This is a genomic window from Aeromonas sp. 600774, assembly GCF_049175075.1.
Taxonomy (GTDB): Bacteria; Pseudomonadota; Gammaproteobacteria; order Enterobacterales; family Aeromonadaceae; genus Aeromonas; species Aeromonas veronii_A.
In genome coordinates, this window is sequence record NZ_JAAKUJ010000016.1 from 56951 (window position 1) to 82731 (window position 25781).

A 25781-nucleotide genomic window follows, 5' to 3' on the forward strand; every position below is an offset into this window, starting at 1 on the left:
GGCAGCTGCAATGGGGAGAAATGACTCAGTGTTGTCGGGCAGGATGAATTACGCGGGACTGGATAAAACAAAACCGGCGCGAGGCCGGTTTTGCGGGATATCAGAGCGGGGTATTGAAAGCTGCTGGCAGCGGGAAGTCACCCGTCACAGTGGTCAGCCTGTCGTTGGCGAAGGTGACGGTGAGCTCTTTGCGCTCCTTGTCGCCGTGGCCCGGCTGGAATTCATAGAGGTAGTACCAGGTGTTGGGGTCAAAGCCGTCGCGCAGCATGGGGGTCCCCAGTACATAGCTGACCTGCTCGCGGGTCATCCCCTGGCGCAGTTTGTCGACCTGTTTTTGTTCCACATAGTTGCCCTGGGGAATATCGATACGATAGACCAGGCTGCAACCGGAGAGGGTGAGGGCGGTCAAAGCCGCGGCAATCAGGTGTTTCATCCGCATATCGAGTTCAGATCATCCATACAGTCTTTTTTGGCTCGGCAAATCATACCGACTCCCTCCACGGAAGTAAAAAGCCATTGATCCATCAGCCAATAAAAAGGGCCGCACTGCGACCCTTTCTGGCAATCCGGTGGCCTTTACATCGCCGCGCGGAAGATGGCGACGATCTCTTCGTGGCTCGCCTGTTTCGGGTTGGTGAAGCCGCAGGCATCTTTCAGGGCGTTGCTGGCCAGGGTATCGAAGTCATCGGCCTTGACGCCGAGTTGCTCCAGACCCGCCGGGATCTTCACATCCAGCGCCAGCTGCTTGATGGCGGCAATGGCCGCGGCGGCGCCTTGTTCGTCGCTCATGGCGCTCACGTCTACCCCCATGTAGCGGGCCACATCCTTCAGACGAGCCGCGCTCACCTGGGCGTTGAACGCCTGAACGTGGGGCAGCAGCACGGCGTTGCAGACACCGTGGGGCAGGTCATAGAAACCACCCAGCTGGTGGGCCATGGCGTGCACGTAGCCCAGGCTTGCGTTGTTGAATGCCATGCCGGCCAGGAACTGGGCATAGGCCATCTGCTCGCGGGCATGCAGGTCATCGCCGTGGTGAACGGCTGTGCGCAGGTGCTTGGCAATCAGCTCGATGGCCATCACGGCGCTGGCATCGGTTACCGGGGTGGCGATGGTGGAGACATAGGCTTCGATGGCGTGAGTCAGGGCATCCATGCCGGTGGCGGCGGTGAGACCAGCCGGCTTGGCCAGCATCAGCTCGGGGTCGTTGACCGACATCAGCGGGGTAACGTGCTTGTCGATGATGGCCATTTTCACGTGGCGCGCTTCGTCGGTGATGATGCAGAAGCGGGTCATCTCGGAGGCGGTACCGGCGGTGGTGTTGATGGCGATAAGCGGCAGTTGCGGTTTGGCGGAGCGATCCACCCCTTCGTAATCCTTGATGCTGCCACCGTTGGCGGCGACCAGCGCAATGCCCTTGGCGCAGTCGTGAGGCGAGCCGCCCCCCAGCGAGATGACGCAGTCGCAGCAGTTGGCCTTGATCATGGCCAGACCCGCTTCGACGTTGCTGGTGGTGGGGTTGGGTTTGGTCTCATCGAAAACAGCGCTTTCAATGCCATGTTCAGCCAGCAGGGTGGTGAGCTTGGCAACCACACCGATCTGGTTGAGGATTTTGTCGGTGACGATCAGCGCCTTGCGATAGCCGTAACCCTTGATATCGGCGGCAGCCTCTTGCAGACAGCCGGCACCCATCAGGTTGATTGCGGGAATATAGAATTTGAATGTAGCCATGATGGACTTCCTATAGTTAGCCATTAAGTGGTAGTTAAGAGCTAGGCTACCATCTAGAAAGGGATACAAAAGCATCTTGTTTACAACTTTACGGGGTCGATCACGAGTCGTTAATTAAGCGCTGAACCAGGCTTGACTTTCCCGCATCTGACTCGATTTGCAGAAAAACGTTTGTCAATTATTTCATTGAGTTAGCAAACGTTTTGCGCAATGTTTGTCACTGTCAATGCGTGGAAGTGTGAGGCGCTTCAAGGAATTGGAAAGCGCTTTCGACCATAGTTGGCGCCTCCCCGAAGAGGGGGGTAAAGGCTTGAAAGTATCATAAAGAATCATCTTAACTTGTGCCCTGACCATGCTGGCAGGGGGCAACCAGGAGTCCAATATGTCTGATGTATTTCACTTGGGTTTGAAGAAAGCGGATCTGCAAGGCGCCACCCTGGCGATCGTCCCCGGTGACCCCGAGCGCGTGAAGCGTATCGCAGAGCTGTTGGATAACCCGGTGCACCTGGCCAGCCATCGTGAATTCACTACCTGGCGCGGCGAGATGGACGGCAAGGCCGTGATCATCTGCTCTACCGGTATCGGTGGCCCGTCCACATCCATCGCGGTAGAAGAGCTGGCCCAGCTGGGCATCCGCACCTTCCTGCGTATCGGCACCACTGGCGCCATCCAGCCGCACTTGAACGTGGGTGACGTGATCGTGACCACCGGTTCCGTGCGCCTCGACGGTGCCAGCCTGCACTTCGCACCGATGGAGTTCCCGGCTGTTGCCGACTTCGACTGCACCACCGCACTGGTGAACACCGCCAAAGAGATGGGCTCCAAGCTGCACATCGGTGTGACTGCCTCCTCCGACACCTTCTACCCGGGTCAGGAGCGTTACGACACCGTATCCGGCCGTGTAGTGAGCCGTTTCCAAGGTTCCATGAAAGAGTGGCAAGCCATGGGCGTGCTGAACTATGAGATGGAATCTGCAACCCTGCTGACCATGTGCTCCAGCCAGGGCCTGCGTGCCGGTATGGTGGCTGGCGTTATCGTCAACCGTACCCAGCAAGAGATCCCGAACGCCGAGACCATGGCGAAGACCGAATCTGATGCCATCAAGATCGTACTGGGCGCTGCCCGCAAGCTGATCTGATAGCACCACAAAGAGTGGGGGGTGGGGGCCGTTGCGAAAGCGCGGCCCCTATCTTTATCCACCGTTTACCGCTTTTCCTCTCCCGTCACGCCTTTCACTGATCCCGCCAAACTCGCGTTTATTGCCATCTACTGACGGCCTCTACCCATTGCCTCTAAAAAGGGGCGGCACAGCGGATCTGCATCGGCTCACCGCTCACCGGATGTACAAAATCCAGCTCGCTGGCATGGAGCATCAGCCGCGGTGCTTGCTCGCAGCCAGGTGGCAGCAGGCCACCATAGAGATCGCAGCCGAGGATTGGGTGGTCCAGCAGCTGGCTGTGGATGCGCAGCTGATGGGTGCGGCCGGTCTCCGGCACCAGTCGTACCCGGGTCAGTGGCACTGTCTGTCCCTGTATCTGCTGCGCCAGCCGCTCAATCACCTGATAGCGGGAGCGGGCGGGTTTGCCGCTGGCGGCGCAGATCTTCATCAGCGGAAAGATCGCTGGATCCTTGGCGATAGGGGCGTTGATAACTCCTTCGTCGTCAATCAGATGGCCGCACAGCAGGGCGCTGTAGGCCTTGCTCACCGCCCGCTGGCTGAACTGCTGGCAGAGCTGGGCGTTGATGGCCTTGTTTTTGGCCACCACCATGATGCCTGAGGTACCAAAATCGAGGCGGTGCACCAGGGTACAGCCTGGGTAATCCTGCACCAGTCGATAGTGCACCGAGTCGAGGTTCTGCGGATTTTTGCCCGAGAGGCTCAGCAGGCCGCTCGGCTTGTTGATGAGCAGCAGGTGCTCATCCTCGAACAGGATTTCGATGGCGGCCTTGCAGGGCGGGGCGATAAAGGTGTCGACGATAACGGACATAGGGGGCACGGGCAGAAAACGGGGGAGCGATCATACCTGAACCGGTGCGGCCGGGCGAATGGGCGGTGCGCGACCTCGGAAAATGAACGGGATGACGCCACGCAACCTATTGATAATGAGCCGCGTTGAGCGGGACGGTGTGCATTACAAACCGCCTTGGTCACCAACAAGGCCCCGTTTTGTGACCCCTTCCCGAGTTCATCCGAAGCTTGCTTGTTAAGGTATGGCTCCCTGTTATGTTGTAAGGACCCTTTCCATGGCACTGCCCGTTATTCTCGATTGTGATCCCGGCCACGACGACGCCATTGCCCTCATTCTGGCGCTGGCCAGCCCTGAACTTGAGGTGCTGGCGGTCACCACGAGCGCGGGCAACCAGACACCGGACAAGACCCTCAACAATGCCCTGCGCATCCTTACCTTGCTGGGACGGGATGATATTCCGGTGGCGGCTGGGGCGCCGAAACCGCTGGCCCGCGAGTTGATTATTGCCGACAACGTCCATGGCGAATCGGGCCTCGATGGCCCCAAACTGCCGGATCCCGCCTTTGCGCCGCAGGGGATGACGGGGATCGAGCTGATGGCCAGATGTCTGCGCGAGAGCCCGGAGCCCGTGACTTTGGTGCCGACCGGCCCGCTCACCAACATCGCCCTGCTGCTGGCGGCCCACCCCGAGCTCAAACCCAAGATCGCCCGTATCGTGCTGATGGGGGGCGCCGCAGGGGCCGGCAACTGGACGCCGGCGGCGGAATTCAATATCTATGTGGACCCGGAAGCGGCCGATATGGTGTTCAAGTCGGGTATCCCCATCACCATGTGTGGCCTCGATGTGACCCATGAGGCGCAGGTGATGGACGAGGATATCGAACGGGTACGCGCCATCACCAATCCGGTGGCCCAGTGTGTGGCCGGTCTGCTCGATTTTTTCATGATCTACCATCGGGACCCCAAGTGGGGATTTGCTGGCGCGCCGCTGCACGACCCCTGTACCATTGCCTGGTTGCTGGCTCCCGAGCTGTTCCACGGGGTCGAGTGCCGGGTCGATATCGAGACCCGGGGGGAGCATACCGTGGGGATGACGGTGGTGGATCGTTATGGTCTGACCGGCAAGCCAGCCAATGCGCTGGTATTGTTGGGGCTGGATCGTCCGGGCTTTATCGATCTGCTGGTGACGCGGCTGCGGGCGTTTGACTGAGCGCCGGTTCATTTTTGCAAGAAGGGGCGGGGAATGTGGAAGAGAGGCTTGGCGCTGCTGGCCGGGTTGCAACTGACAGGCTGTGCGACGCCATTCGAGCGGATGTGGCAGGGGCTGGCGACCTGTGAATTTACCGATCTCTATGTGAATGAGACGGGCAGGGCCGCCAATCTACAACTGGCCAATTACACCCCCTACAAGGTGAGCGACGGCTTTGCCTGGTACAAGGTGCACGAGGAGCTGCACGGCCTGCCGGTGGTCGGTTTTATCGTGCCCGCCTCCAGCTTCGAAGTGCACGCCCTGTTTGTCGATACCCCCATCGCCAACGCCCGCCGCTTGACCCATAACGCCTACGGCAGCGAGTTTGGCGACGAGCAGAAGCATGACGAGGGTGTGGCGCCCCTGCTGCTGCGCGACCCCAACAACCCCAAGCGATCCATCATCGACTGCACCCGTGGCGAGTCTGACGGGGAGCTTGAGGATTCGGCATTGCCCGAGTAGGGCAACCTACCACACCATCGGCCTGAAAAAAGAGGGGCCAGCCTTGCCGGCTGGCCCCTCTTTAATTCAACGCTGGGTGTGATTGCAGAGCAGTTCCCGGATCAGGGATAGCTCAGCGTCTCTTTGATAAGCGGCAGCTGGGCCTTGATCCACGCCGGATTGATGGGGCCCCAGTCGCTGATGCGGTAGTGCCCCTGCAGGTGGCGCGCCCCCTCGGTCTGCTCGAAGGCGCAGCTGATATCGAGTTCGGCCAGCGCGCTTAGAGTATCCTGCGCGGTGCGGCGTGGCATGCCGGTCGCTTCCATGATGGCGGGCACCGTATCCGTGCCCTGACTGATCAGCCAGGCCACGTAGAGCCGCCGGTAGAAGCTGGTGCGGGTCTTGCTCGGCTCGCTCATATCTCGTCCTCAAGACGATCGAAGTAGCGCCAGGTTGCGATGGCGGCTTTGCCCATCACCAGTGCCCAGAGACCGAACCAGAACCAGCGGAAGAAGCTCCAGGTGGAAGCATCAGGCTCGGTACTCTCAATCTTGGTGACGTTGGGGAACATGGAGAACATGTTGATGCGCCAGCCGTAGGAAGTAATGATGGCCAGACGCTTTTCAAACTCCATCGACTTGGCCTTGGCCTGCACGTCGGCGGCGTTGAACTTGAAGTAGAAGGGCCAGCCCCACTCGGTATCCTCATTTCTGAACACCCGGATCTTCTCGCCGGGGCGTTCGGTATAGATGTAGTAGACGTCGGTGGTCGGGCCGTCAGCCGGGTTCTTCTGGCTGATGGGACCATCCTTGTCGGTGCGCTTCACCTCGACCCCGGTGATGGTGGCGATGGTGTGCTCTGGCAGGTAGTAGTCGAGCCAGGCGGCAGAAATGAGGGCGATGAGCCCAAGGGCAATAAAGGCGGGTTTCTTGAATCTCAGGCTCATGGTGTTCTCACGTGAGGGGAAGTGACGTGCCTCTACCATACTCACATTTGCCCCCTCAGCCCAGCCCCTTATGGCTCCGCAAGCCAAAAAATGGCGTTTAAAACAGAGACAAAGCCATTGCACCATCAACAAGAAAGGCCCTTGCGGGCCTTTTTGTCTGATCCACGTTGTGCGCTTACAGCTGGAATTGGGCCAGCTGCTTGCGTTGCTGTTCGGCGAGCTGCGAGAGTTCGTTGCTGGCACAGGCGCTCTGGCTGATGCCGGCGGAGCTCTGGCTCACGATCTCGTGAATATTGGTGATGTTGCGGTTGATGTCGGCAGTGACGCAGGACTGCTCCTCGGCGGCAGTGGCGACCTGGGCGTTGGCGTCGTTGATCTGGCGTACTGCACCGGTAATGCCGCTCAGCAGATCCTGCACCTGAGCTGACAGGCGTTGGTTATGACCGAGGATCTCCAGGGTTTCCTGCACGCCGTTGTTGGCGGATTGGGACTGGCTCTGCAGCCGCTCGATGATGGCCTGGATCTCCTTGGTGGAGTCCTGGGTACGGGCTGCCAGCATTCTCACTTCGTCGGCGACGACGGCAAAACCGCGTCCGGTTTCGCCGGCACGGGCCGCTTCGATGGCAGCATTGAGCGCCAGCAGGTTGGTCTGCTCGGAGATCCCCTGGATCACTTCAATCACCTTGCCGATCTGCTCGGACTGGGATTTGAGCTGGGCTACGATGGCGGCGGCATCTTCCAGGCTGCCTGCCATCCGGCTGTTGGCTGCGATGCTTTCGGTAAAGAGGGCGAGCCCCTGTTCAACCCTGCCATTGGCCTCCCGCGCCAGCTCATCGGCGATAGCGGCGTTGTGGTTGACGTTGTCAGCGGTGCTGGAGAGTTCGGTCACGGCGGAGGCGACCTGTTCGATCTCGCTGTGCTGCTGCTTTGCATTGGCCTCGGACTGGGTCATCACGGCGGCCAGCTCGGTGGCGGCGGAGGCGACGCTGTTGCTGATCCCGGTCAGGTTCTCGATGGTGCTACCAAGTTGCCCCAGAGTGAGGTTGATATCTTTGGCCAGACGGGTCAGCTCGTTGTTGCCCTCCGCTTTGGCGCGCACGTTGAAGCGCCCTTGCGCCACGGCGTGCATCACCTCTTGCAGCTGACCGATGGGGCTGACGATGCGACCGGAGAGGACCCAGCCGCAGATCAGCGCCGCCAGCAGGGTACCAGCGGTGAGCAGCAGGGTACGTAGCAGGGTGGCGTCATAGTGAGCCTGCTCTTCGGCCAGCTCTTGCTGGATCAATTGGTTGATGTGGGCTGACATACTGTCGATCTGTTTGATCAGCTGCTCACCCAGTTCGCGGAAATGGAGGCGGGCCGCCTCGTAGGCGACCGGATCGCCACCTCCCTGATGCTTTTCTGCCAGTAACGGCAGCATATTATTTCGGGTGTGGCTGAGGTAGGCCTGCAGGGCTGCAGCGACCTGACGGTTATCCTGCTCGGCACCGGGGACAACCAAGCGACCGAGGATGGCATTGATCTCCTGCTCGGCGCTGTTGAGGTTCGCGGGCAGTGCGGCAAACAGCTTGGCATCGTACAGGCCATAGATGGCGCTGGTGCGCAGCCGGTAGGTGGTGTGGATCAATGTGGCAATATCGTCCTTGTGCCGGACTACGCTCTGGGTCGTCTCATCTATGTCATTGATGGCTTCATCCAGCCCCTGTTTACTGATGGCGATCATTACCATCATCAGCAGGCTGGCCAGCAGCAGCGGTATCAGGACCTGGACACGTATTGATAGATTATTCAATGACATAAATGGCTCTAATCCGAAATGGGAGGAGCTGACATATTACACATCTACGTCAGGAGCTGTCACAGTCTTTTATTGCTGAAATTTGCTGAAGAAAAGGTTTTTCCTTGTGCGAAAGGCACCATATAGGCATGATTGAGCGCTTAATCCCCTGAATATGTGGTACAACTGGCCGGGTTGTGTCAACCCTGTCCCGTTTTCGTGATTTCTCGCTCTCGTCATATGGAGGTGTGCTGTGTCCAGCTGGATCGATCCGGCCATTCTGGCTCTGTTTATTCCGACCTTTTTCTTTGTCTCGGTGACCCCCGGCATGTGCATGACCCTGTCGATGACGCTGGGGATGAGCCTGGGTGTGCGTCGCACCCTGCACATGATGTGGGGGGAGCTGATCGGCGTCGGCCTGGTCTCGGTGCTGTCGGTGATCGGGGTCGCTGCCATCATGCTCAACTATCCGGGGATCTTCGCCGCCTTTAAATACGTAGGGGGCGCCTATCTGGTGTGGCTAGGTATCCAGATGTGGCAGGCCAAGGGGAAGATGGCCATTCCGGCGGATCTCTCGGCCGGTCAGCAGACCAGCGCCATGGGGCTGGCGGTGCAGGGCTTTGTCACCGCCATTGCCAACCCAAAGGGATGGGCCTTTATGATCTCCTTGCTGCCCCCCTTTATCTCCGCCGACAAGCCGATGGCGCCGCAGATCAGCGCGCTGGTGGCGCTGATCCTGGTCATCGAATTCTCCTGCCTGCTGCTCTACGCCAGCGGCGGTCGTACCCTGCGCCACTTCCTCGCCAAGAGCGGCAACGTCACCCTGATGAACCGCATCGCCGGTACCCTGATGTTGGGAGTGGGGGTCTGGCTGGCGCTCGGTTAAGAGCCGTCAGTGACCCATGCCACCAAAGAAAAATGCCACCGGTCGGTGGCATTTTTAATGGGCGCAGGGTGGCTCAGCGCGGTTTGAAACGCTCGACCCAGGGGTTGGCGGTGAGGCCGTGCAGGACGACGCTCAATATGATGGTGCAGAGCACAGTGGCGATGATGGGCCGCTGGCCGATAAGGGCAGGCTGGTTTTGCAGCACCATCACCGCAAAGACGATGCTGGCAAGGCCCCGCGGCCCGAACCAGCCGATAAAGAGCTTGAGCTCGGGCTTGAGGCCGGTGCCGATGAGGCTCAGCCAGACCGGCACCATCCGCAGCAGGGTGAGGCTGGCAATGGCATAGAGCCAGTATTGCCAGTGCAGCAGCTCGGGCAGGATGGGCATCAGGGTGGCACCAAACACCATCCAGATCACCACGGAGAGCAGGTCGCCGTAGCCTTCGCAGCTGTCCATATAGGCGTGCTTGTGCTCGCCCAGGCGGCGTCCCATTAGCAGGCCACCAACGAAGGCGGCGATAAAGCCGCTCCCTCCGAGAGTCTGGGCCAGCGCAAAGCAGAGCAGGGCCAGCCCCGGCATGGTGAGCTGGCGCCAGAGCGGCAGTTGCCAGCCGTTGAGATAGGAGATTTTCAGCAGCCGGATAGTGAGGCTGGTCAGTACATAAGCGACCAGGAGGCCAATGCCGATCTCCTCCAGCATCAGGGTGAGGGCCAGAGTGGCGGTGCCTGCATGCTGTTCGGTGGGGGCAATAAGAGCCAGCAGCAGAAGCAGCACCGGTACGCAGATGCCGTCGTTGAGGCCACTCTCCTGATTGAGCCCTTCACGCACCGGTGCCGGTACGGCCGGGTTGCTTACCACCGCCTTGCCGAGCGCCGCATCCGTGGGGGCAAGAATGGTGGAGAGGATAGCCATCTCCAGCAGTGGCAGGTCGGGGAAGATCCAGTGACCAAATAGGGCGCCACAGAGCAGGGTAAGAGGCAGGCCGATCATCAGCAGCCGGATGGGGAGCTGCCGGTTGGCCAGCAATACTTGCCAGTTGGTGTTGGCGGCATCGTTGAACAGCACGATAACCAGCGTCAGCTCGGCCAGCAGCTTGATGCCGTCACTGTCGATAGAGAGGGAGAGCAGCTCCAGCCCGCCAGGCCCCAGCAACCAGCCGGTCAGCAGAAAGAGCAGGGGGCCGTTGACCAGTTTTGATTCGAAGCGCCCCGCGATCAGGCTGTAGATCAGCAAGAAGGCGGCGATCACCGCCAGATTCTGGTAAAGCAGATGTGTATCCATACAAGCTCCCTTGAAACCATCTTGTCAGGGCTGTTTAACTGCCATCCTGGCCCCGGGTTATGCCCGATATTCTCAGTGATTAACTCTTCGTTGCCGTAACTGTGCGCACACCTTGTCCAGAGTGGCTGTGCCCATCACGCCTGCCGAGGCAGATCAATCGGTCAGACAGTCGGGGTCGAACACATACTCCCCGTCCAGCCAGCGCACGATTTCGTCGACACAGGATTGGTCGCGAAACGGCAGGTAGCGGGCCTTGAGATGGGCCACCTGCTCAGGGGTCAGTTGGGCCAGCCCTATGTCCTGAAACAGCGGCAGGTCGGCCTCGATCATCGCCGAGATCTGCGGGCCACAGGTGGCGTTGAGGGCGGCGTGCAGCGCCTTGCCGGGGTCGTACTGCTTGCCGAGTCGGTAGCTCATTGGCAGGGTAGCGAGGGGCAGGGCGGAGAGCGCCGCCTGCTTCATCGGGTTGACCGCATGGCCAGAGACCAGCTCCGCCAGCTCGGCGGGGCGGTTCTCGAAAGCGCGCAGGTGCAGGTAGCTGCTCGCCTTGCTGCCATCGTTAACCGGGTAGTTGTCCCAAAGGAAGGGCTTGCGGCCGAGCAGGTCGGTCACCTGCTTGAGGTGGCTGGCCGGATATTCGCTGGAGCAGACCTTGGGGCCGGTCCAGAAGATCTCGAAACGGCGGTCGAGTTGCTCGCCAAGCTCCTCCAGATAGCGGGGAGGCATGGCGCCAAACACCTTCTCCAGCACCGGATCGGTCGAGTAGTAGCTGGGACAGAAGATGAGGCGGGTCGCCTTGCTGTGGGCCGCGATATCGTGGGCGATGGTGAGCTGGTGACGGGCCAGATCCGGGGTATCCCCCTTCATGTCGTCAAACAGCACCGCCAGGATATCGGGCTGGAGCATCTCGTCGATGAGGCGCACTTTCTCAAGCAGCGCCGGGCGTTTGCGATCGTAGTCGTGATGGGCCCCCATGGGGCTTAAGCCCACCCCGAAGGCGAGCCCGTTGGCGCGGCACTGGCGCGCCAGCTCGGCGAGATCCGCCAGCTGCTGCTCGGGCCAGGGGAGGGCCCAGTGCTTGCGCAGATAGCCATCCTCTTTCGGTGCATAGATATAGAAGCCGTAACCGTGGCGTGGCAGCCACTGTGCGTAGCGGGCGCGGGCCTGCCAGCTCCATCCCTTGCCAAAAAAACCTTCAATGACCCCCAGATTGGCAGCTGGGGGGAGGGGGCCGGACAGCAAACTTTGATATGGCATAACGCTCTCCCTTCTTGCTGGGGACTTGATACGGGACGGTCGGTCAGACCGGGTCCTCTTCCTGAAAGCGCACCCCGATTTTGCTCGGCACGCTCTCGTCCATTTCGGCCACGGTCCAGATCAGGCCCTGCCATTCGATGTTGTCACCGACCACCAGATTATCGCCCAACTGGCTGGCAATAAAATCACCCAGTGTCTGATCCGCCACCTCGCTCACATCCAGCCCGTAGAGAGGGGCGAGATCCACCAGCCGTGCCGCTGCTTCCAGCAGGAAGTCACCGAAGAAGCGGGGGCCGAGATCTTGCTCCGGCGCCTGACTGAACAGCTGGCCGAGGGCGGGGAGGTCACGTTCGTGACCGATCACGCAGAGAATGTCATCGGCCTGCAGACAGGTACTGCCCGAGGGGTGGAGCAGCTCGCGGCCACGAAACAGGGCACAGATCCGGGTGCCGGCAGGCATCTGCAGATCCCGCAGCGGCGAGCCGATACACCACTTATCTTCCCCCAGCTGGTAGACGAAGGTCTCCCACTGGCTGTCGAGATCGATCTCGAGCCCTGAGCGATTGATGGGTGACGGTGGTGCCGGAACTTCGACCCGTGCCAGTTTTGATGCCAGCGGCAGCGAGCTACCCTGCAAAATCAGCGAGACCAGCACCACGAAGAAGGCGACGTTGAAGTAGAGCTGGGCATTGGGCAGTCCTGCCATCATGGGGAACACCGCCAGAATGATCGGCACGGCGCCGCGCAAGCCAACCCAGGAGATAAACCAGCGCTCGCGCGGGGCGAAGTTCTTGAACGGCAATAGCCCAATCCAGACCGACACCGGGCGGGCAAACAGGATCATCCAGGCTGCCAGCGCCAGTGCGGGCAGGGCGATGGGTAGCAGCTTGTGGGGCGATGCGAGCAGCCCCAGCACCAGAAACATGCCGATTTGGCTCAGCCAGGTGAGTCCATCCAGTACCGACAGGGTTGTGCTACGGCTGCGCAGGGAGAGGTTGCCGAGCAACAGACCTGTGAGGTAGATGGCAAGAATGCCGCTGCCGCCTACGGCAGTAGTGAGGGCAAAAATGAGCAGGCCGCCGCTGACGGTGAGCAGCGGATAGAGCCCCGGGGCCAGGCGGGCGGTGTTGATGAGGCGCCACAGCAGCCAGCCGCCGCCAAGGCCGATCCCGGCACCAAGGCCAAACTGCTTGACCAGTTGTAGCAGCAGGAAGCCCGCATCCAGCCCCTGCTGGGCGGTTGCAAGTACCTCAATCAGGGTGACGGTGAGAAACACCGCCATGGGGTCGTTGCTGCCTGACTCTATCTCCAGGGTGGCGCTCACCCGCTCGTTGAGACTGCGCCCGCCGAGCAGGGAGAAGACCGCCGCCGCATCGGTGGAGCCGACGATGGCTCCGATCAGCATCCCCTGCATCAGGTTGAGGTCAAACAGCCAGGCGGCGGCCAGACCCGTCAGGCCGGTGGTGATGGCCACCCCGACCGTGGCCAGCGACAAGGCTGGCCAGAGTGCCACCCGAAACGAGGAGACCCGGGTGCGCATGCCGCCGTCAAGCAGAATGATGGCTAGCGCCAGGTTGCCTACCAGATAGGCGACGGAGTAGTCGGCGAAGTGGATGCCACCTGGACCATCTTCACCCGCCAGCATGCCGACGGCGAGGAAAATGACCAGAATGGGAATGCCGAGGCGGGAAGAGAGTGCGCTCAACAGTACGCTGGCTCCCACCAACAGGGCAGCGACAAGAAAGAAACTGTTGATGGTAGCGGCATCCAAGGGCGAACTCCTTCTTGGTAATGTGCAAAGTAGGCACATTATATGCAGTTAGGTCCCCTTTGTGTGGCTTATTTGTGCATCAATTTGCACTTTTTTACATTTTTTGCCTCATGGCCACGCCATATTCTGACTGTGACGGGGTTAACGAAAGCAGTGTAAAAGGTGCATCGATATCGGGATGCGCAGGGAGGAGCGGGCGGGGAAAAGCGAAATGACACGGCAGAGGAAGAGGGGAGCACAAGGGCGCTCCCCACGGGATGGAGCGGGACTCAGTCGTCCTCGTCATCCTTTACTTCGCGGATCTTGTCCTTGTAGTTGGGCAACTGCTTCTCCAGCCGTTTCATGTCTTTGATGGCATTGAGAAACAGCCCGAGCAGGAACAGCAGCGGCAACCCTATCCACAGCCAGAGATTCATGGGATTTTCCTTTCGTCAGGACTGGTGGTGACATAACGGTCCAAAATTTCATCAAGGTTGGCCAATATGGTCGCCTTGCCTTCAATATCCGCCTGTTGCAGGCAAAGTGCCAGCGTCGTCGGGTCGAGCCGTTGCGCATGGGACTCGGGCCCGAAGCTGATATGCCAGGGCTCGTAAGCGACCCCGCTCCCCGCCCCGACCGGTTTGGCATAAGGGAGGAAGAAGCCAAAGTCGCTCATATGGTCGTTTAGCCACTCGCTGAGATCTGCAAACCAGCCCCCGGCCTCATACTCCCAGGGTTCCAGCGCCAGCTTGGTGTCGGCGGGCAGGCAGTCCGGGTCGTAGATGTCGAGATCGGTACCCCAGTGGTGGCGACTGGTGCCCGGTAGGGCGCTCCAGCGCAGAATGGCGTGCAGCCGCGCCTCGTCACTCAGTTGCAGGGCATCGATGGGCTGGCTGTTGGCATCGAGCAGTGGCCGTTCGCCGCGCCACTTGCCGTTCCAGATGGCGAGCTGGCGATCAAAGCTGCGCCAGCTGGAGGCCGGTTGCAGATTGAAGCCAGCGTGGGCGGCGGCTACCTGCATGTCGTTGAAGACCGCCGCGGTGGCGGCGGTCAGACGATGAGGGCCTTGCCCCACCAGCATAAGGTGGCTCTCGTCGAGCCCCAGCAGTTGTTCCTGGGTCATGCCAGCAATCTCTCGAGCACCCCTTGGTACATGTCCGCCAGCAGATCCAGATCATCCGCCTTCACACACTCGTTCACCTTGTGGATGGTGGCGTTGACCGGGCCGAGCTCGATCACTTCGGCGCCGGTGGGGGCGATAAAGCGCCCGTCCGAGGTGCCGCCGGTGGTGAGCAGGGCTGGCTGCTGGCCATTGACCGCCTCGATGGCGGAGACCGCCGCTGCCAACAGTTTGCCGGTGTCGGTGAGGAACGGCTGGCCGGAGAGGGTCCAACTCAGCTGATAATCGAGGCCATGTTTATCCAGCAGCGCCTCGACCCGCTCGCGGATATCCAGGTCGGTCAGTTCGGTACTGAAGCGGAAGTTAAACTGCACCTGCAATTCGCCCGGAATGACGTTGGAGGCGCCGGTGCCGGCCGAGATGTTGGCGATCTGGAAGCTGGTGGGGGGGAAGTAGGCGTTACCCTCATCCCACACGGTCGCGGCAAGCTCGGCCAGCGCTGGCGCCGCCTTGTGGATCGGGTTGTCAGCCAGATGGGGATAGGCCACATGCCCCTGCACCCCGCGTACAAGCAGATCGCCGGTGATGGAGCCGCGGCGGCCGTTCTTCACCACATCCCCTACCACGGCGGTAGAGGAGGGCTCGCCGACGATGCACCAGCGGATCTTCTCGTTGCGGGCCTCCAGGGTGTCGATCACCCGGGTGGTGCCATTGATAAAGGGCCCCTCCTCATCGGAGGTGATGAGAAAAGCGATGGACCCGGTGTGATCCGGATGCTCGGCCACGAAGCGTTCGACCGCCACCACCATGGAAGCCAGCGAGCCCTTCATGTCGGCGGCGCCGCGCCCGTAGAGCACACCATCCTTTATGGTCGGCTCGAACGGCGGGGTGTGCCATTTGTCCAGCGGCCCGGCGGGCACCACGTCGGTGTGACCGGCGAAGCAGAACAGCGGCCCCTCGCTGCCACGGCGGGCCCAGAGATTGGTGGTGTCCTCAAACACCATGGGCTCGATAACAAAGCCGAGTTTGGCGAGGCGCTCCGCCATCAGGGTCTGACACCCTTCATCGAGGGGGGTAACGGAGGGGCGGCGGATCAGATCCTTGGCCAGTGCGATGACATCCGACATCAGTTGTCCTTAGTTGTCCTTAACGGGAGAAGAGGGATTGGTAGTGATCGGCCTTGAAACCCAGAGTCAGTTCGCCGTCACGGTCGAGCAGCGGGCGCTTGATCATGGCCGGATGTTCCAGCAGCAGGGCACGCGCTTTGGCGGTATCGAGTCCATGTTTGGCCTCGTCCGGCAGGGCGCGGAAGGTGGTGCCGCGGCTGTTGAGCAGGGCTTCCCAGCCGAGTTGTGCTAGCCAGCTGTCCAGATCGTCCGGGTTCAGGCCGTCGGCGCGGTGGTCGTGAAAGCGGTAGTCGATACCGGCCTCATCCAGCCACTTGCGGGCTTTTTTGATGGTGTCGCAGTTCTTGATGCCATAGAGGGTGATGGCCATGGGGAGTCCTTCTCTTGTGGGCGCTGGCCGTGGCCGTGCCCGAAAATCCGAATCAACAGAGTGCAAGGGCCCGATTCTGGCATTGTGGCAATCCCATGGCAACGCCGATGGTCCGGCTCGCGGGTTTTACCGGAACTGGTCACACCTGAACGGCGATTTTGAGATCAAGATCAGAAGCAGTGCGGCGGGTATGCCCGATGGGGCGGGTATTGCGGGAGAAGAGCCGCTATCGCAGGAGAAAAAGAGAAAGGGCAAACGCCAGATAGCCAAAACGCGCCAGCGGGCGCGTCTTGGTTGGCATCATCAAGCACCTCAATCAGTGCAGGGGGGCCCACTCATGGTCAAAGACCCGGGCCCGTTCCCAGGGTGCATCAGGCAGGCTGGAAGAGAGGCCAGTGTATTTGCCCACGTCGTCCACGACGATGGCGGAGAGGATCGGCAGGTTGTTTTCGGTGCAGTACATGCGAATGCGCTGCAGCAGGGTGCGCAGTTCATCCTGGCACTGTTCCAGCCCGGCCTGCTTGGCCAGTTTGGAATAACGAATGGTAGTGCGTTCCTTTGCAGACTCGACGAGGATGTCCCACAGCTTGTAGTCGCAGGTCGAGACACCTGCGGTGGCTTGGCTTGTCATAACTCTCTCCGGCGCGAAATGGTCGCTATATGTCGAAGCGCATCTTCGCCACTTCGGCGCTGTCGTATGTTGATCCAACGCAAAAAAGAGGGGAGTCGCGTCAGACAATTCTCTTTCCGAGAATGGTAAAGGTTTTTCTGTGGGTGAAAAAACGAAAATTTGGCACTTGGCTAACATATTGTGCTGTCAAAGCCCAATGTCGTCACCTTTATTGATGGGGATCAAAGGCAAACAGTAGTCAGATCACTAGATTTCGCTCCTCGATAAATTTATCAGGAGTGAATATTGGAACTTTTATTCGTCTTGCTCGTTCTGGTCGCCGTGGTCTACGGCATCATCAAGGATTACAACCCGCAGGCGGTGCTGGCGCTGGCGGGCATGGCCATTTTTGCAGTGGCCTACTGGTTGGGGCTGCACCCCATTCTCCCCGCTGACAAGAGCACCGGCTTCGCCCTGTTCGACCTGTTCGAAGTGTTCAAGGGGATCTTCTCCTACCGCGCGGCGGGCCTCGGCCTCACCATCATGGCGGTGGCGGGTTTTGCCACTTACATGTCCCATATCGGGGCCTCTCAGGCGCTGGTGCGGGTGGCGGTCAAGCCGGTGGCGGGCATCCAGTCCAGCTACCTGATGCTCGCCATCTGTTATCTGGTGGCGGTCTTTGTCTCCCTGTTCGTCACCTCCGCCACCGGCCTTGGCCTGTTGTTGATGGTCACCATGTATCCGGTGATGCGCAACCTCGGCATCAGCCCGGCCTCCGCCTGTGGTGTCATCGCCACCTCCCAGGCGTTTGAAATTGGCCCGACCCAGACCAACGCCATCTTCTCCGCCGGTCAATCCGGCATGGATCCGACCAGCTATTTCGTCGACTACCAGATCTGGCTGGTGGCCCCCATGCTGCTGGTGACCATGGTGCTGCACTTCTTCTGGCAGCGTCACTGCGATCGCAAGGATGGCTGGGATCCTGCGCTCCATCGCGGCGATCACGCCGAGCTGGACGAGCAGGGCACCGAGAGCGTGCAGGCGCCCACCTGGTATGCCCTGCTGCCGATAATCCCCTTCGTGCTGATGATGACCTTCTCCAAGCTGCTGGTGAGCGACATCAAGATGAGCGTGGAGGTGGCCATGCTGCTGTCGGTCTTTATCGGCATGCTGTGCGAGCTGCTGCGTAGCCGCTCGGTGCGAACCGCATTCGCGGGGCTGTCGAGCTTCCTCGATGGCATGGGCAAGGTGTTTGGCCCTGTGGTGGCGCTCATCGTCTGTGCCGAGCTGTTTGCCGAATCTCTCAAGGCCATCGGCGCCATCGATACCCTGCTGCACTCTGCCAGCAATGCCGGTATCGGCAGCGGCCTGATGACCCTGGTGATGGTGGGCCTCATCATGGTGGCGGCGGTCATCATGGGCTCCGGCAACGCGGCGTTCCTGAGCTTCTCGACCCTGGCACCGGCGGTGGCGGCCAAGTTTGGCGTGCCTGCGGTGACCATGTTGCTGCCGATGCAGCTCGCTTCCAGTATCGGCCGCACCATCTCTCCCATCGCGGCGGTGCTGATCGCTTGTGCGGGGATTGCCAAGGTGTCGCCCTTTACCGTGGTCAAACGGACCAGCGTGCCGATGGCGGGGGCGCTGGTGACGGCGCTGACCCTCAACTATCTGCTGTTTATGTAAGCGGGTGGCGGACGGCACGAGCTGTCCGCCCCTTTCACTCGGCTGTCGGACGGGAGGCCTGCCCTCCCGTCCCAGGAGATGACAATGACAGACTCTCGCAACGCTTTTTCTCTGGATGCCTACCTGGCAGATCTGGCCCCGCTCATCAACCTCGATTGCGGTACTCGCACCCCGGCCGGAGTAGCGAAGGTGGCCGACATCATGACCGAGAAATATGAGGCCATCGGCTGGCAGGTGACCCGCTACCAGTTTGCTGCCGAGTGCGGCCCCTGCCTCGAGGCAACCAATGCACCGGGTGCCGCTCACTACGACGTGATGCTGGTGGGCCACATGGACACCGTCTTCCCCGAGGGAACAGCGGCCAAGCGCCCGTTGAAAATCGAAGGCAATCAAGCCTTTGGCCCCGGTGTCTCGGACATGAAGAGTGGCCTGCTCTCTATCTGGTATGCACTTAAAGAGATGGATCCGGTGCAGCTGGCCAAGCTCAAGGTGCTGGTCTGCTGCAACTGCGACGAAGAGATTGGCTCCCCCTGGTCGAAAGATTGGCTGGTGGAGAAGGCCAAACAGAGCGGCTGCGTGCTGGTGGCCGAAGCGGCGCGCCCCAACGGGGATCTCATCAGCGCCCGCAAGGGCAATGCCAAGTACCGCATCACCTTTCACGGCAAGGCGTCCCATGCCGGTTCGGCTCTGACCGAAGGGGTCTCTGCAATTACCGAACTGGCGCACTGGGTGCTGGCCATTAACGAGCAGGTCAACATGACCACGGGCACCACCATGAACGTCGGCGTGGTACAGGGCGGCACCGGCGTTAACGTGGTGCCCGACTTTGCCGAGGCAATCGTCGATCTGCGTTTCTGGAGTAACGAAGAGGCCGCTGCGGTGCACGAGCGGCTCACCTTTATGGCCAACAACCCCTTCCTTGCGGGCTGTCGGGTCGAGGTGGATCGCCAGACCTTCAAGCCGGCGATGCGCCCGAGCGGCGATACAGAAGCTGTGATGGCGCTGGTGGAGGCGGCTGCGAAAGAGGAGGGGATCTCCTTCAACTGGCTGGAGGCCGGTGGCGGTTCGGATGCCAACTTTACCGCCGCCGCGGGGGTGCCGTCCCTCGATGGTTTCGGCCCCATGGGGGGCGGTTTTCACTCGGAGGCGGAATTCCTGCTGCTGGACAGCATCGAGCCGCGCATCCGCCTGCTGCAGCGGGTGCTGGGCAAGCTGGCGAAATAAGCCGGTTTATCCCTTGTTCGGGTCGCCATGGCCTGTTCAAAACTGGTCCGCTCAAATCCAAACGGGAGGCTGTTGCCTCCTGTTTTTTATCTCGATTTTTCGCGCGCTGAGTGAGCGGGCCAGATGGCTTGCGGCCGTTACCCCTGCGGCTCGGCCAGATAGGCCAGATGAGCCTGCCGCGCCACCAGCCAGCCATCGAGGCGCAGCGGGGCGGCAAAGCCCGGGCCGTCAGTCACCATGGTGTGGTACTCCCCCTGCTCGCCGCAGGCATCGAAGCCCTCGTGCTCGGCCAGTTGCTGCAACTCGGTCAGGGTGGCCGCATCCAGCATTCGCCCGGCCCATTCCGGCGCCAGCACCCGGGTATCGATGCAGGAGAGGTGGGCGACGATGCCGCGGGCCAGCATATCCGCCAGCAAGGCTTGGCGAGATTGCTGCCAGAGCGGGGTATGGACGGTGAGCCCGAGCGGGCGGCAGCGTTCGCGGATCCAGTTAGGCGCGCCGCCCACGCTGTCGATATCGCCGGTCACCACCCCATCCAGTTGCCACTCCTCCTTAAGCTTGGCCAGCGCCCGCTCGTAACCGAGATCGAACGGCGCCTCTATGGTGACCAGCAGATGGGGCAGCCCGAGGGCTTCCGCCTGACGGCGCACCAGCGGCAAGGGGTGAGCGAGAAATCGGGGCTCTGGCGGCGCAAAGGTGGCCAGTGCCACCACCTGATGGCCCGCTTGACGGGCATGACAGAGAGCCAGCATGGCATCTTTGCCACCGCTCCAGAGCAGGATGACGCGAGACATGGATGAGATTCCGGTGGTGAACGAGGGGGTATGCTACCCAGCGGCGGGGGCAGAGGTAAAGGCATAGTGTCCGGAAATGGCGGCGGGGAAGTGGTTGAGGTAACGGAGCTGGAAAAAAGCAGGCCCCCGAAGCGGGGGCCTGTATTGCAATAGCGTGGTAAACACCGCTGCGATTAGAGCAGGATGCTGGTGAGGATAAAGCCCAGCGAGCAGGAGGTCACCACCCCGATCAGCCCTGGAATGATGAAGCTGTGGTTGATGATGAACTTGCCGATGCGGGTGGTGCCGGAGCGGTCGAAACCGATACAGGCCAGATCGCTCGGGTAGGTCGGCAGCACGAAGTAGCCGTAGCTTGCTGGCAGGAAGGCAATCAGCAGCTTGGGCTCGACACCCAGCGCCAGACCCATGGGGGCGATAGCGGTGAGGGCTGCGGCTTGGCTGTTCACCAGCTTGGAGATGAGGAACAGCACCAGGGCGTAGGTCCAGGGCTGGGCCTGTACCACGTGGGCCAGGGTCTCTTTGAGCAGCGGCATGTGAGCTTGGAAGAAGGTCTCACTCATCCATGCCACCCCGAATACGGAGAAGATGGCGACCATACCCGCCTTGAAGACGGCACCGTTGGCGATCTCGCCCGGCTTGACCTTGCAGCGCATCAGTATGATGGCACCGGCGATCAGCATCATCATCTGGATCACCAGGTTCATGGAGAGCGGGCCAGTTTTGTCCTTGATGGTGAACACCGGACGCAGACCTTCGTTGGCACCGAGCAATACCACGGCGGCGATGGCGGCGAAGAAGATCCAGGTAGACCAGTAGGCCTCTTTCGGGAACTTGGTGTTGAGCAGGGTTTCACCACCGCCGTAGATGAAGGCGCGCTGCTCCGGGTCTTTGATCTTGGCCTGGAACTCTTCGTCCTTGTCCAGATCCTTGCCGCGACGCAGGCTCCACAGGGCTGCCACGATGACACCGGTCAGGGAGGAGGGGATGGCGATCATCAGGATGTCGAGCAGGCCGTAAGCCTGACCGATACCGTGACCAGCCGCCAGAATGGAGACCATGGAGACCACAGCAACGGAGACCGGGGAGGCGCAGATGGCCATCTGGGAGGCAACGGAGGCGACAGCCATCGGGCGCTCGGGACGGATGTTCTTTTGCAGCGCGATGTCAGCGATGATGGGGAACATGGTGTAGACCACGTGGCCGGTACCGCACAGGAAGGTGAGGGTCCAGGTCGTGAGCGGCGCCAGGATAGTGATGTATTGCGGGTGACGGCGCAGCAGGCGCTCGGCCACTTGCATCATCAGGTTGAGGCCACCGGCAGTCTGCAGGGTGGCGGCACAACCGATCACCGCCAGAATGGTCAGCATTACCTGCACCGGCGGTTCGCCCGGAACCAGACCGAAGACGAAGGTCAGCAGGAAGAGACCGATACCACTGATGAGACCAAGCCCCATGCCACCAAAGCGGGTACCCAGCAGCAAGCAGCCGAGTACCACCAAAAATTCCATCAAGATCATTCCATTACCTCGTGTGATTCAACCCTTATTGCCGTGGGTCACCTGAACCATGAATTGTCATTGTCTGTTTTATTTAGCCCAAAAGGGTTAGTTGCTATTCTGCTCCCCTGAAAAAGTGAAAAAATTGAGTTACTTCAATAACTCGATGAATTTCAGATTAAACCACTTAAAAACCACGTACTGATAAAGGCGTTACTTATTCTGGCGAGTTGTATCATTCGGGGCTTAACCATCCGCGCGCACCAGAAGCGCCATTATGGGAAATGAGTCTGTAAGGAAGGGGTGGAAAAAGGTCCGAAACAGGATAGAAAAGGCTGTAAAAACGCAGGCTCAAGCCATCTTTTCCGCCAAAAGGGGTGTTTTGCCACTCTGTTCATCGGGGGGCGGGGGCTGATAGCAGATAGCGACGTTGATACTGTTCGCTAAGCTTCTTGATATCGAGTCTGGCGAGTGCATTGTTCACTTGCTGCTGCAACTGTTGTTGATCGGGACGGAACATGATGTGCAGGCTCTTGTACCCGAGGGTCTTCGGATTGAACTGCAGCTCTTCGGGGTGGAGCTTGTCATCGTGATAGGTGAGCCAGTAGAAAACATCACGGTCGATCACGGCCAGATCGAGCCGGTTGCGCTGCAGTTTCCTCAGGTTTAGGTGATCGCCACCAACGGCAAAAGTGTTGAGGCGCTTGCTGGCCATCAGGGCATCAAATTCACGGGTATTGATATAACCTGCGACGACCCCAATCCGGTAGGAAGCGAGATCTTCGAGTCGCTGCCAGTGGATAGGGGGGCCGGCTTGCTGCGCCATGCCCAGCACACTACTGCCCACGCTGGTGGAGATATGCCACCGTTTATCCAGATCATCGGCGAAGTATTTGGGGAAGTAGCCGCTGTAGTGCTGGGCGGGATCGGATGCCAGCAACATGGCTCGCTGCCAGGGGTAGAAGTCAAACTGAACCTCCAGCCCCGCTTCGGCAAATGCACGTTTGACGATATGGCCGGTAAGGCCACCATCAGGGAGATGCTGGCTGGTATAGGGGGGCCACTCCAGGGTGGTCAGGTGCACGGGTTCTGCCCGCAATTGCAGGGGGAGCCAGAGCAGCAAGAGTGTCAGAAGCTGACGATATCCCATGAACGACCCATTCCTTGTGTCGATTGGTTCTGAGTATTACCCATAACGGGGGTAATAAAAAAGCCGACCCTGAGGACGGCTTTTGCAATGTAGTGGCAATATGCCGCTGATCAGAACTCGGCGGTACGCGGAGTACGCGGGAACGGGATTACGTCGCGGACGTTGCCCATACCGGTTACGTAAACCACCAGACGCTCGAAGCCCAGACCGAAGCCGGAGTGCGGGACTGTGCCGTAGCGGCGCAGATCGCGATACCACCAGTAGTCTTCCTGCTTCAGCCCCATCTCGGCCAGGCGGGCATCCAGCACCTCCAAACGCTCTTCACGTTGGGAGCCACCGATGATCTCGCCGATCCCCGGAGCCAGTACGTCCATCGCGGCAACGGTCTTGCCGTCGTCGTTGAGGCGCATGTAGAAGGCCTTGATATCTTTCGGGTAGTTCTTCACCACTACCGGAGACTTGAAGTGCTCCTCGGCCAGATAGCGTTCGTGTTCGGAGGAGAGATCGATGCCCCAGGAGACCGGGAACTCGAACTTCTTGCCGCAGTTTTTCAGCACTTCGATGGCATCAGTGTAATCAATCTGGGCGAAGTCGGAGGCGACGAAACGCTCCAGACGGCCGATAGCATCCTTGTCCACGTGCTGGGCAAAGAACTCCAGATCGTCGCGACGCTCGGTCAGGACGGCGTTGAAGACGTACTTCAGCATGGCTTCAGCCAGCGCGGCGTTATCTTCCAGATTGTTGAAGGCCACTTCCGGCTCCACCATCCAGAACTCTGCCAGGTGACGACTGGTGTTGGAGTTTTCGGCGCGGAAGGTCGGACCGAAGGTGTAGACCTTGGAGAGGGCACAGGCATAGGTTTCGGCGTTCAGCTGGCCGGATACGGTCAGGAAGGCCTCTTTGCCGAAGAAATCTTCGTTGTAGTCCACCTTGCCGGCGTCGGTACGCGGCAGGTTTTCCAGATCCAGGGTAGAGACACGGAACATCTCGCCGGCCCCTTCGGTATCAGAGGCGGTGATGAGCGGGGTCGCAACCCAGACAAAGCCCTCTTCGTGGAAGAAGCGGTGGATAGCTTGCGCCAGGCAGTGGCGAACCCGGGTCACGGCACCCACGATGTTGGTGCGCGGACGCAGGTGGGCCTGTTCACGCAGGTACTCGATGCTGTGGCGCTTGGCGGCCATCGGGTAGGTATCGGGATCTTCGACCCAGCCGACGACCTTCACATCGGTGGCCTGCAGTTCGAAAGCCTGGCCGCTGCCCTGGGATTCGGCGATGATGCCAGTCACTTCCACGGAGCAGGCGGTGGTCAGACGCAGCACTTCATTCTCGTAATTGGCCAGGGTATTGGGGACGACGGCCTGTACCGGATGGAAACAGGAGCCATCGGAAATGGCCAAAAATGAGATCCCCGCCTTGGAATCACGGCGAGTCCGGATCCACCCTCGTACAGTCAGGGTGGTGCCAACCGCATATTTACCGGTCAGCACATCAACTACGGATGCGTGCGTCATCGAAATATTGTCTCCAGCTTGTTCTTGCAGCGCTATTTGCAACACTAGGGAGTCTGGCCCGGGCACAGATGGCCCACCATGGCAGACTAAGCCGTCAATCTTACCCGCGCGGGTTTGATAAACAAGCAAAAATGTCGGACTCTGGTGGGGTTTTCAGCATGGTTCACCCAAGCAGGGTTCCCTCGGGACAGGAGATGCGAGTGAAAGAGCGGCGACAAGGGCCGGATTGGCTGACACGACTGTTGCGAACAATGGTGCTGATCTGCTGGTGCGGTTTTATCGTGCTGCTTGCGCTCTATCACTATGCCAGGCCGGAGATTGCATATGGTTTTCTGGTTTACGGCGGCATCAAGGTACGCGATTACTGGGATCCCGCACTCACTCCCTGGTTGGTGCATGGCCTGTGGGGTTGCAGCTTGCTGACCCTGGCTGTACTGCTGCTGGAGCGGCGGCGCAGTCGGCGCAGGGATGATGCCTATCACGTCAATCTGGCGATCCTGCTGCTGATCCTTATTGCTTGTCTGCTGTTCTATTACACCGGTTAGCCGATGCCGGGCGGTGTGGTCCGCTATTCGCCAGGGCGAGCTCCCGGCTTGCCGCCGAGCGGTCGCTTGCCGAGCTGGCGCTCCACACTGTCGAGCATCTGGTTGTAGGCCACCGCCACCCGGCCAATCTCGTCGCCGTCATCCCCCTCCAGCCGGTGGCCGAAGTCGTGCAGGTCGGTGGCCTCTTCCATGGAGCGGGTGAGCTGGTTGAGGGGGCGTACGATCCAGGTGCGGATGACCCAGAGGGTCAGCAGCAGTCCCATCCCGAAGATGCCGGTGAGGATCAGCGCCGAGGTGAGAATGTTCTGCTCGACCCGGGTAAACAGCGAATCGAGGGAGTAGTCAAAGCGCACCGCACCAAGCACGGTATTCTCCGGCACCAGATGACAGCTGGTGCAGTCGGTGCCGCGAAAATCCTTCTTGGCCAGCAGCGGTCGGGTGACCACCAGACGGCTGTGCATGCCGTTGTGCACCACCTCCAGGCTCCCTTTGCCCGCCAGTGCCAGCTCATCAAACTCATCTTTTACCTGTTCTGTCTCCCGTCCCGGCCCGAACTGTTTGCTCACCGCGTCGCCACGAACGATGCGTGCATCCTCCACATGGGCGTGGTCGAGAAACTTGCCGCGCAGAGTATCGCGGGCATCCATCTTGCCGGTCAGCATCAGCATGTTGAGGCCGTCGAAATAGGCTTCGGTCTGCTCGCGGCTCTGCTCCTTGATGAGCGTCAGGATGAGATCGCGCTCGCGCACCGCCTGATAGGCGGCGGAGAAGACCAGTACCATGGAGAAGATGAAGAGCAGGAAAAAGTTGATTTTGGCAGCAATGGAGAGGCGCATGAGCAGTCTTTCTTGATGGTAAAACCGCA

Annotated in this window: 26 protein-coding genes; 7 read left to right on the forward strand and 19 right to left on the reverse strand. The window is 60.3% G+C overall.

Annotated features, from left to right (window positions below; all coding sequences use genetic code 11):
• Nucleotides 1–100: 100 nt before the first annotated feature.
• Complete coding sequence (gene bamE / locus G5171_RS17285) at nt 101–439, reverse strand: outer membrane protein assembly factor BamE (protein ID WP_005337980.1); 339 nt, start codon at nt 437–439, stop codon at nt 101–103.
• 137 nt (nt 440–576) lie between these two features.
• Nucleotides 577–1728 carry an L-threonine dehydrogenase gene (gene yiaY, locus G5171_RS17290; protein ID WP_139406289.1) on the reverse strand — a complete coding sequence of 384 codons (1152 nt, stop codon included), beginning with the start codon at nt 1726–1728 and terminating at the stop codon, nt 577–579.
• Between the two features lie 382 nt (nt 1729–2110).
• On the opposite strand from yiaY, the gene udp reads away from it, so the two are divergent.
• A complete protein-coding gene (gene udp, locus G5171_RS17295) occupies nt 2111–2866 on the forward strand; it encodes a uridine phosphorylase (RefSeq protein ID WP_005337975.1) in 756 nt (251 codons plus the stop codon).
• 154 nt (nt 2867–3020) lie between these two features.
• On the opposite strand, the gene G5171_RS17300 is transcribed toward udp, so the two are convergent.
• Complete coding sequence (locus G5171_RS17300; RefSeq protein WP_421260490.1) at nt 3021–3716, reverse strand: RluA family pseudouridine synthase; 696 nt, start codon at nt 3714–3716, stop codon at nt 3021–3023.
• Nucleotides 3717–3972: 256 nt separating this feature from the next.
• Between G5171_RS17300 and rihA the strand changes: the two genes are divergently transcribed.
• Both rihA and G5171_RS17310 read left to right on the forward strand, forming a co-directional pair.
• The gene (rihA, locus tag G5171_RS17305; RefSeq protein WP_421251119.1) at nt 3973–4908 is read left to right on the forward strand and encodes a pyrimidine-specific ribonucleoside hydrolase RihA; all 936 of its coding nucleotides are present in this window, start codon (nt 3973–3975) and stop codon (nt 4906–4908) included.
• Between the two features lie 33 nt (nt 4909–4941).
• Nucleotides 4942–5409, forward strand: a complete 468-nt coding sequence (locus G5171_RS17310) for a hypothetical protein (RefSeq protein ID WP_216979140.1) — start codon at nt 4942–4944, stop codon at nt 5407–5409.
• Between the two features lie 101 nt (nt 5410–5510).
• On the opposite strand, the gene G5171_RS17315 is transcribed toward G5171_RS17310, so the two are convergent.
• From G5171_RS17315 to G5171_RS17325, 3 genes are all read right to left on the reverse strand, one after another.
• Nucleotides 5511–5807 carry a winged helix-turn-helix domain-containing protein gene (locus tag G5171_RS17315; protein WP_005344341.1) on the reverse strand — a complete coding sequence of 99 codons (297 nt, stop codon included), beginning with the start codon at nt 5805–5807 and terminating at the stop codon, nt 5511–5513.
• Nucleotides 5804–6334 carry a DUF1523 family protein gene (locus G5171_RS17320; RefSeq protein WP_005344342.1) on the reverse strand — a complete coding sequence of 177 codons (531 nt, stop codon included), beginning with the start codon at nt 6332–6334 and terminating at the stop codon, nt 5804–5806. Before G5171_RS17320 ends, G5171_RS17315 begins: the two co-directional genes overlap by 4 nt.
• Before the next feature lie 175 nt (nt 6335–6509).
• Nucleotides 6510–8132, reverse strand: a complete 1623-nt coding sequence (locus G5171_RS17325; RefSeq protein ID WP_421260491.1) for a methyl-accepting chemotaxis protein — start codon at nt 8130–8132, stop codon at nt 6510–6512.
• Nucleotides 8133–8364: 232 nt separating this feature from the next.
• Here G5171_RS17325 and G5171_RS17330 point away from each other — a divergent pair, with 232 nt between their 5' ends.
• Nucleotides 8365–8997 carry a LysE family translocator gene (locus G5171_RS17330; protein WP_069554739.1) on the forward strand — a complete coding sequence of 211 codons (633 nt, stop codon included), beginning with the start codon at nt 8365–8367 and terminating at the stop codon, nt 8995–8997.
• A gap of 73 nt (nt 8998–9070) precedes the next feature.
• On the opposite strand, the gene G5171_RS17335 is transcribed toward G5171_RS17330, so the two are convergent.
• From G5171_RS17335 to G5171_RS17370, 8 genes are all read right to left on the reverse strand, one after another.
• Entirely contained in the window at nt 9071–10279 is a 1209-nt protein-coding gene (locus tag G5171_RS17335; protein WP_319920183.1) for a cation:proton antiporter, read from the reverse strand.
• 153 nt (nt 10280–10432) lie between these two features.
• Nucleotides 10433–11536, reverse strand: coding sequence for a beta-N-acetylglucosaminidase domain-containing protein (locus tag G5171_RS17340; protein WP_421211760.1), 1104 nt, complete (start codon nt 11534–11536; stop codon nt 10433–10435).
• Nucleotides 11537–11579: 43 nt separating this feature from the next.
• Nucleotides 11580–13307 carry a potassium/proton antiporter gene (locus tag G5171_RS17345; RefSeq protein ID WP_421251118.1) on the reverse strand — a complete coding sequence of 576 codons (1728 nt, stop codon included), beginning with the start codon at nt 13305–13307 and terminating at the stop codon, nt 11580–11582.
• Nucleotides 13308–13576: 269 nt separating this feature from the next.
• The gene (locus tag G5171_RS17350; protein WP_005337933.1) at nt 13577–13723 is read right to left on the reverse strand and encodes a hypothetical protein; all 147 of its coding nucleotides are present in this window, start codon (nt 13721–13723) and stop codon (nt 13577–13579) included.
• Entirely contained in the window at nt 13720–14409 is a 690-nt protein-coding gene (locus G5171_RS17355; RefSeq protein WP_421260492.1) for a M15 family metallopeptidase, read from the reverse strand. The genes G5171_RS17350 and G5171_RS17355 overlap by 4 nt, the downstream gene beginning before the upstream one ends.
• On the reverse strand, nt 14406–15533 hold the full coding sequence (gene dapE / locus G5171_RS17360; RefSeq protein ID WP_421211764.1) for a succinyl-diaminopimelate desuccinylase: 1128 nt from the start codon (nt 15531–15533) through the stop codon (nt 14406–14408). The genes G5171_RS17355 and dapE overlap by 4 nt, the downstream gene beginning before the upstream one ends.
• A gap of 19 nt (nt 15534–15552) precedes the next feature.
• Nucleotides 15553–15903 (reverse strand): ArsC family reductase, encoded by a 351-nt coding sequence (locus tag G5171_RS17365; protein WP_288726945.1) that lies wholly within the window; start codon nt 15901–15903, stop codon nt 15553–15555.
• A 316-nt stretch (nt 15904–16219) separates the two neighbouring features.
• Nucleotides 16220–16534, reverse strand: a complete 315-nt coding sequence (locus G5171_RS17370) for a hypothetical protein (RefSeq protein ID WP_005344357.1) — start codon at nt 16532–16534, stop codon at nt 16220–16222.
• 285 nt (nt 16535–16819) lie between these two features.
• Between G5171_RS17370 and dcuC the strand changes: the two genes are divergently transcribed.
• Nucleotides 16820–18196, forward strand: coding sequence for a C4-dicarboxylate transporter DcuC (gene dcuC / locus G5171_RS17375; protein ID WP_216954209.1), 1377 nt, complete (start codon nt 16820–16822; stop codon nt 18194–18196).
• 84 nt (nt 18197–18280) lie between these two features.
• A complete protein-coding gene (locus G5171_RS17380) occupies nt 18281–19420 on the forward strand; it encodes a M20 family metallopeptidase (RefSeq protein ID WP_421260493.1) in 1140 nt (379 codons plus the stop codon).
• Between the two features lie 137 nt (nt 19421–19557).
• On the opposite strand, the gene G5171_RS17385 is transcribed toward G5171_RS17380, so the two are convergent.
• The 4 genes from G5171_RS17385 to asnS all read right to left on the reverse strand — a co-directional run bounded on the left by G5171_RS17385 (nt 19558) and on the right by asnS (nt 24371).
• Complete coding sequence (locus G5171_RS17385) at nt 19558–20214, reverse strand: hypothetical protein (protein ID WP_421260494.1); 657 nt, start codon at nt 20212–20214, stop codon at nt 19558–19560.
• A 173-nt stretch (nt 20215–20387) separates the two neighbouring features.
• Nucleotides 20388–21731, reverse strand: a complete 1344-nt coding sequence (locus tag G5171_RS17390; RefSeq protein ID WP_005337916.1) for an anaerobic C4-dicarboxylate transporter — start codon at nt 21729–21731, stop codon at nt 20388–20390.
• A 373-nt stretch (nt 21732–22104) separates the two neighbouring features.
• Complete coding sequence (locus G5171_RS17395; protein WP_421244613.1) at nt 22105–22860, reverse strand: substrate-binding periplasmic protein; 756 nt, start codon at nt 22858–22860, stop codon at nt 22105–22107.
• 110 nt (nt 22861–22970) lie between these two features.
• Nucleotides 22971–24371 (reverse strand): asparagine--tRNA ligase, encoded by a 1401-nt coding sequence (gene asnS / locus G5171_RS17400; RefSeq protein WP_216979129.1) that lies wholly within the window; start codon nt 24369–24371, stop codon nt 22971–22973.
• 194 nt (nt 24372–24565) lie between these two features.
• On the opposite strand from asnS, the gene G5171_RS17405 reads away from it, so the two are divergent.
• Nucleotides 24566–24916 (forward strand): hypothetical protein, encoded by a 351-nt coding sequence (locus tag G5171_RS17405; RefSeq protein WP_337073583.1) that lies wholly within the window; start codon nt 24566–24568, stop codon nt 24914–24916.
• A gap of 23 nt (nt 24917–24939) precedes the next feature.
• Here G5171_RS17405 and G5171_RS17410 read toward each other — a convergent pair whose 3' ends face one another.
• Entirely contained in the window at nt 24940–25752 is an 813-nt protein-coding gene (locus G5171_RS17410) for a HAMP domain-containing protein (protein WP_216979127.1), read from the reverse strand.
• Nucleotides 25753–25781: the final 29 nt, after the last annotated feature.

Excerpts from the sequence above, each read along its gene's own strand:
- bamE (WP_005337980.1), bottom strand. The coding sequence starts at position 439 with ATGCGGATGAAACACCTGATTGCCGCGGCTTTGACCGCCCTCACCCTC.
- yiaY (WP_139406289.1), bottom strand. The coding sequence starts at position 1,728 with ATGGCTACATTCAAATTCTATATTCCCGCAATCAACCTGATGGGTGCC.
- udp (WP_005337975.1), top strand. The coding sequence starts at position 2,111 with ATGTCTGATGTATTTCACTTGGGTTTGAAGAAAGCGGATCTGCAAGGC.
- G5171_RS17300 (WP_421260490.1), bottom strand. The coding sequence starts at position 3,716 with ATGTCCGTTATCGTCGACACCTTTATCGCCCCGCCCTGCAAGGCCGCC.
- rihA (WP_421251119.1), top strand. The coding sequence starts at position 3,973 with ATGGCACTGCCCGTTATTCTCGATTGTGATCCCGGCCACGACGACGCC.
- G5171_RS17310 (WP_216979140.1), top strand. The coding sequence starts at position 4,942 with ATGTGGAAGAGAGGCTTGGCGCTGCTGGCCGGGTTGCAACTGACAGGC.
- G5171_RS17315 (WP_005344341.1), bottom strand. The coding sequence starts at position 5,807 with ATGAGCGAGCCGAGCAAGACCCGCACCAGCTTCTACCGGCGGCTCTAC.
- G5171_RS17320 (WP_005344342.1), bottom strand. The coding sequence starts at position 6,334 with ATGAGCCTGAGATTCAAGAAACCCGCCTTTATTGCCCTTGGGCTCATC.
- G5171_RS17325 (WP_421260491.1), bottom strand. The coding sequence starts at position 8,132 with ATGTCATTGAATAATCTATCAATACGTGTCCAGGTCCTGATACCGCTG.
- G5171_RS17335 (WP_319920183.1), bottom strand. The coding sequence starts at position 10,279 with ATGGATACACATCTGCTTTACCAGAATCTGGCGGTGATCGCCGCCTTC.
- G5171_RS17340 (WP_421211760.1), bottom strand. The coding sequence starts at position 11,536 with ATGCCATATCAAAGTTTGCTGTCCGGCCCCCTCCCCCCAGCTGCCAAT.
- G5171_RS17350 (WP_005337933.1), bottom strand. The coding sequence starts at position 13,723 with ATGAATCTCTGGCTGTGGATAGGGTTGCCGCTGCTGTTCCTGCTCGGG.
- G5171_RS17355 (WP_421260492.1), bottom strand. The coding sequence starts at position 14,409 with ATGACCCAGGAACAACTGCTGGGGCTCGACGAGAGCCACCTTATGCTG.
- dapE (WP_421211764.1), bottom strand. The coding sequence starts at position 15,533 with ATGTCGGATGTCATCGCACTGGCCAAGGATCTGATCCGCCGCCCCTCC.
- G5171_RS17365 (WP_288726945.1), bottom strand. The coding sequence starts at position 15,903 with ATGGCCATCACCCTCTATGGCATCAAGAACTGCGACACCATCAAAAAA.
- G5171_RS17370 (WP_005344357.1), bottom strand. The coding sequence starts at position 16,534 with ATGACAAGCCAAGCCACCGCAGGTGTCTCGACCTGCGACTACAAGCTG.
- G5171_RS17380 (WP_421260493.1), top strand. The coding sequence starts at position 18,281 with ATGACAGACTCTCGCAACGCTTTTTCTCTGGATGCCTACCTGGCAGAT.
- G5171_RS17385 (WP_421260494.1), bottom strand. The coding sequence starts at position 20,214 with ATGTCTCGCGTCATCCTGCTCTGGAGCGGTGGCAAAGATGCCATGCTG.
- G5171_RS17390 (WP_005337916.1), bottom strand. The coding sequence starts at position 21,731 with ATGATCTTGATGGAATTTTTGGTGGTACTCGGCTGCTTGCTGCTGGGT.
- G5171_RS17395 (WP_421244613.1), bottom strand. The coding sequence starts at position 22,860 with ATGGGATATCGTCAGCTTCTGACACTCTTGCTGCTCTGGCTCCCCCTG.
- asnS (WP_216979129.1), bottom strand. The coding sequence starts at position 24,371 with ATGACGCACGCATCCGTAGTTGATGTGCTGACCGGTAAATATGCGGTT.
- G5171_RS17405 (WP_337073583.1), top strand. The coding sequence starts at position 24,566 with ATGCGAGTGAAAGAGCGGCGACAAGGGCCGGATTGGCTGACACGACTG.
- G5171_RS17410 (WP_216979127.1), bottom strand. The coding sequence starts at position 25,752 with ATGCGCCTCTCCATTGCTGCCAAAATCAACTTTTTCCTGCTCTTCATC.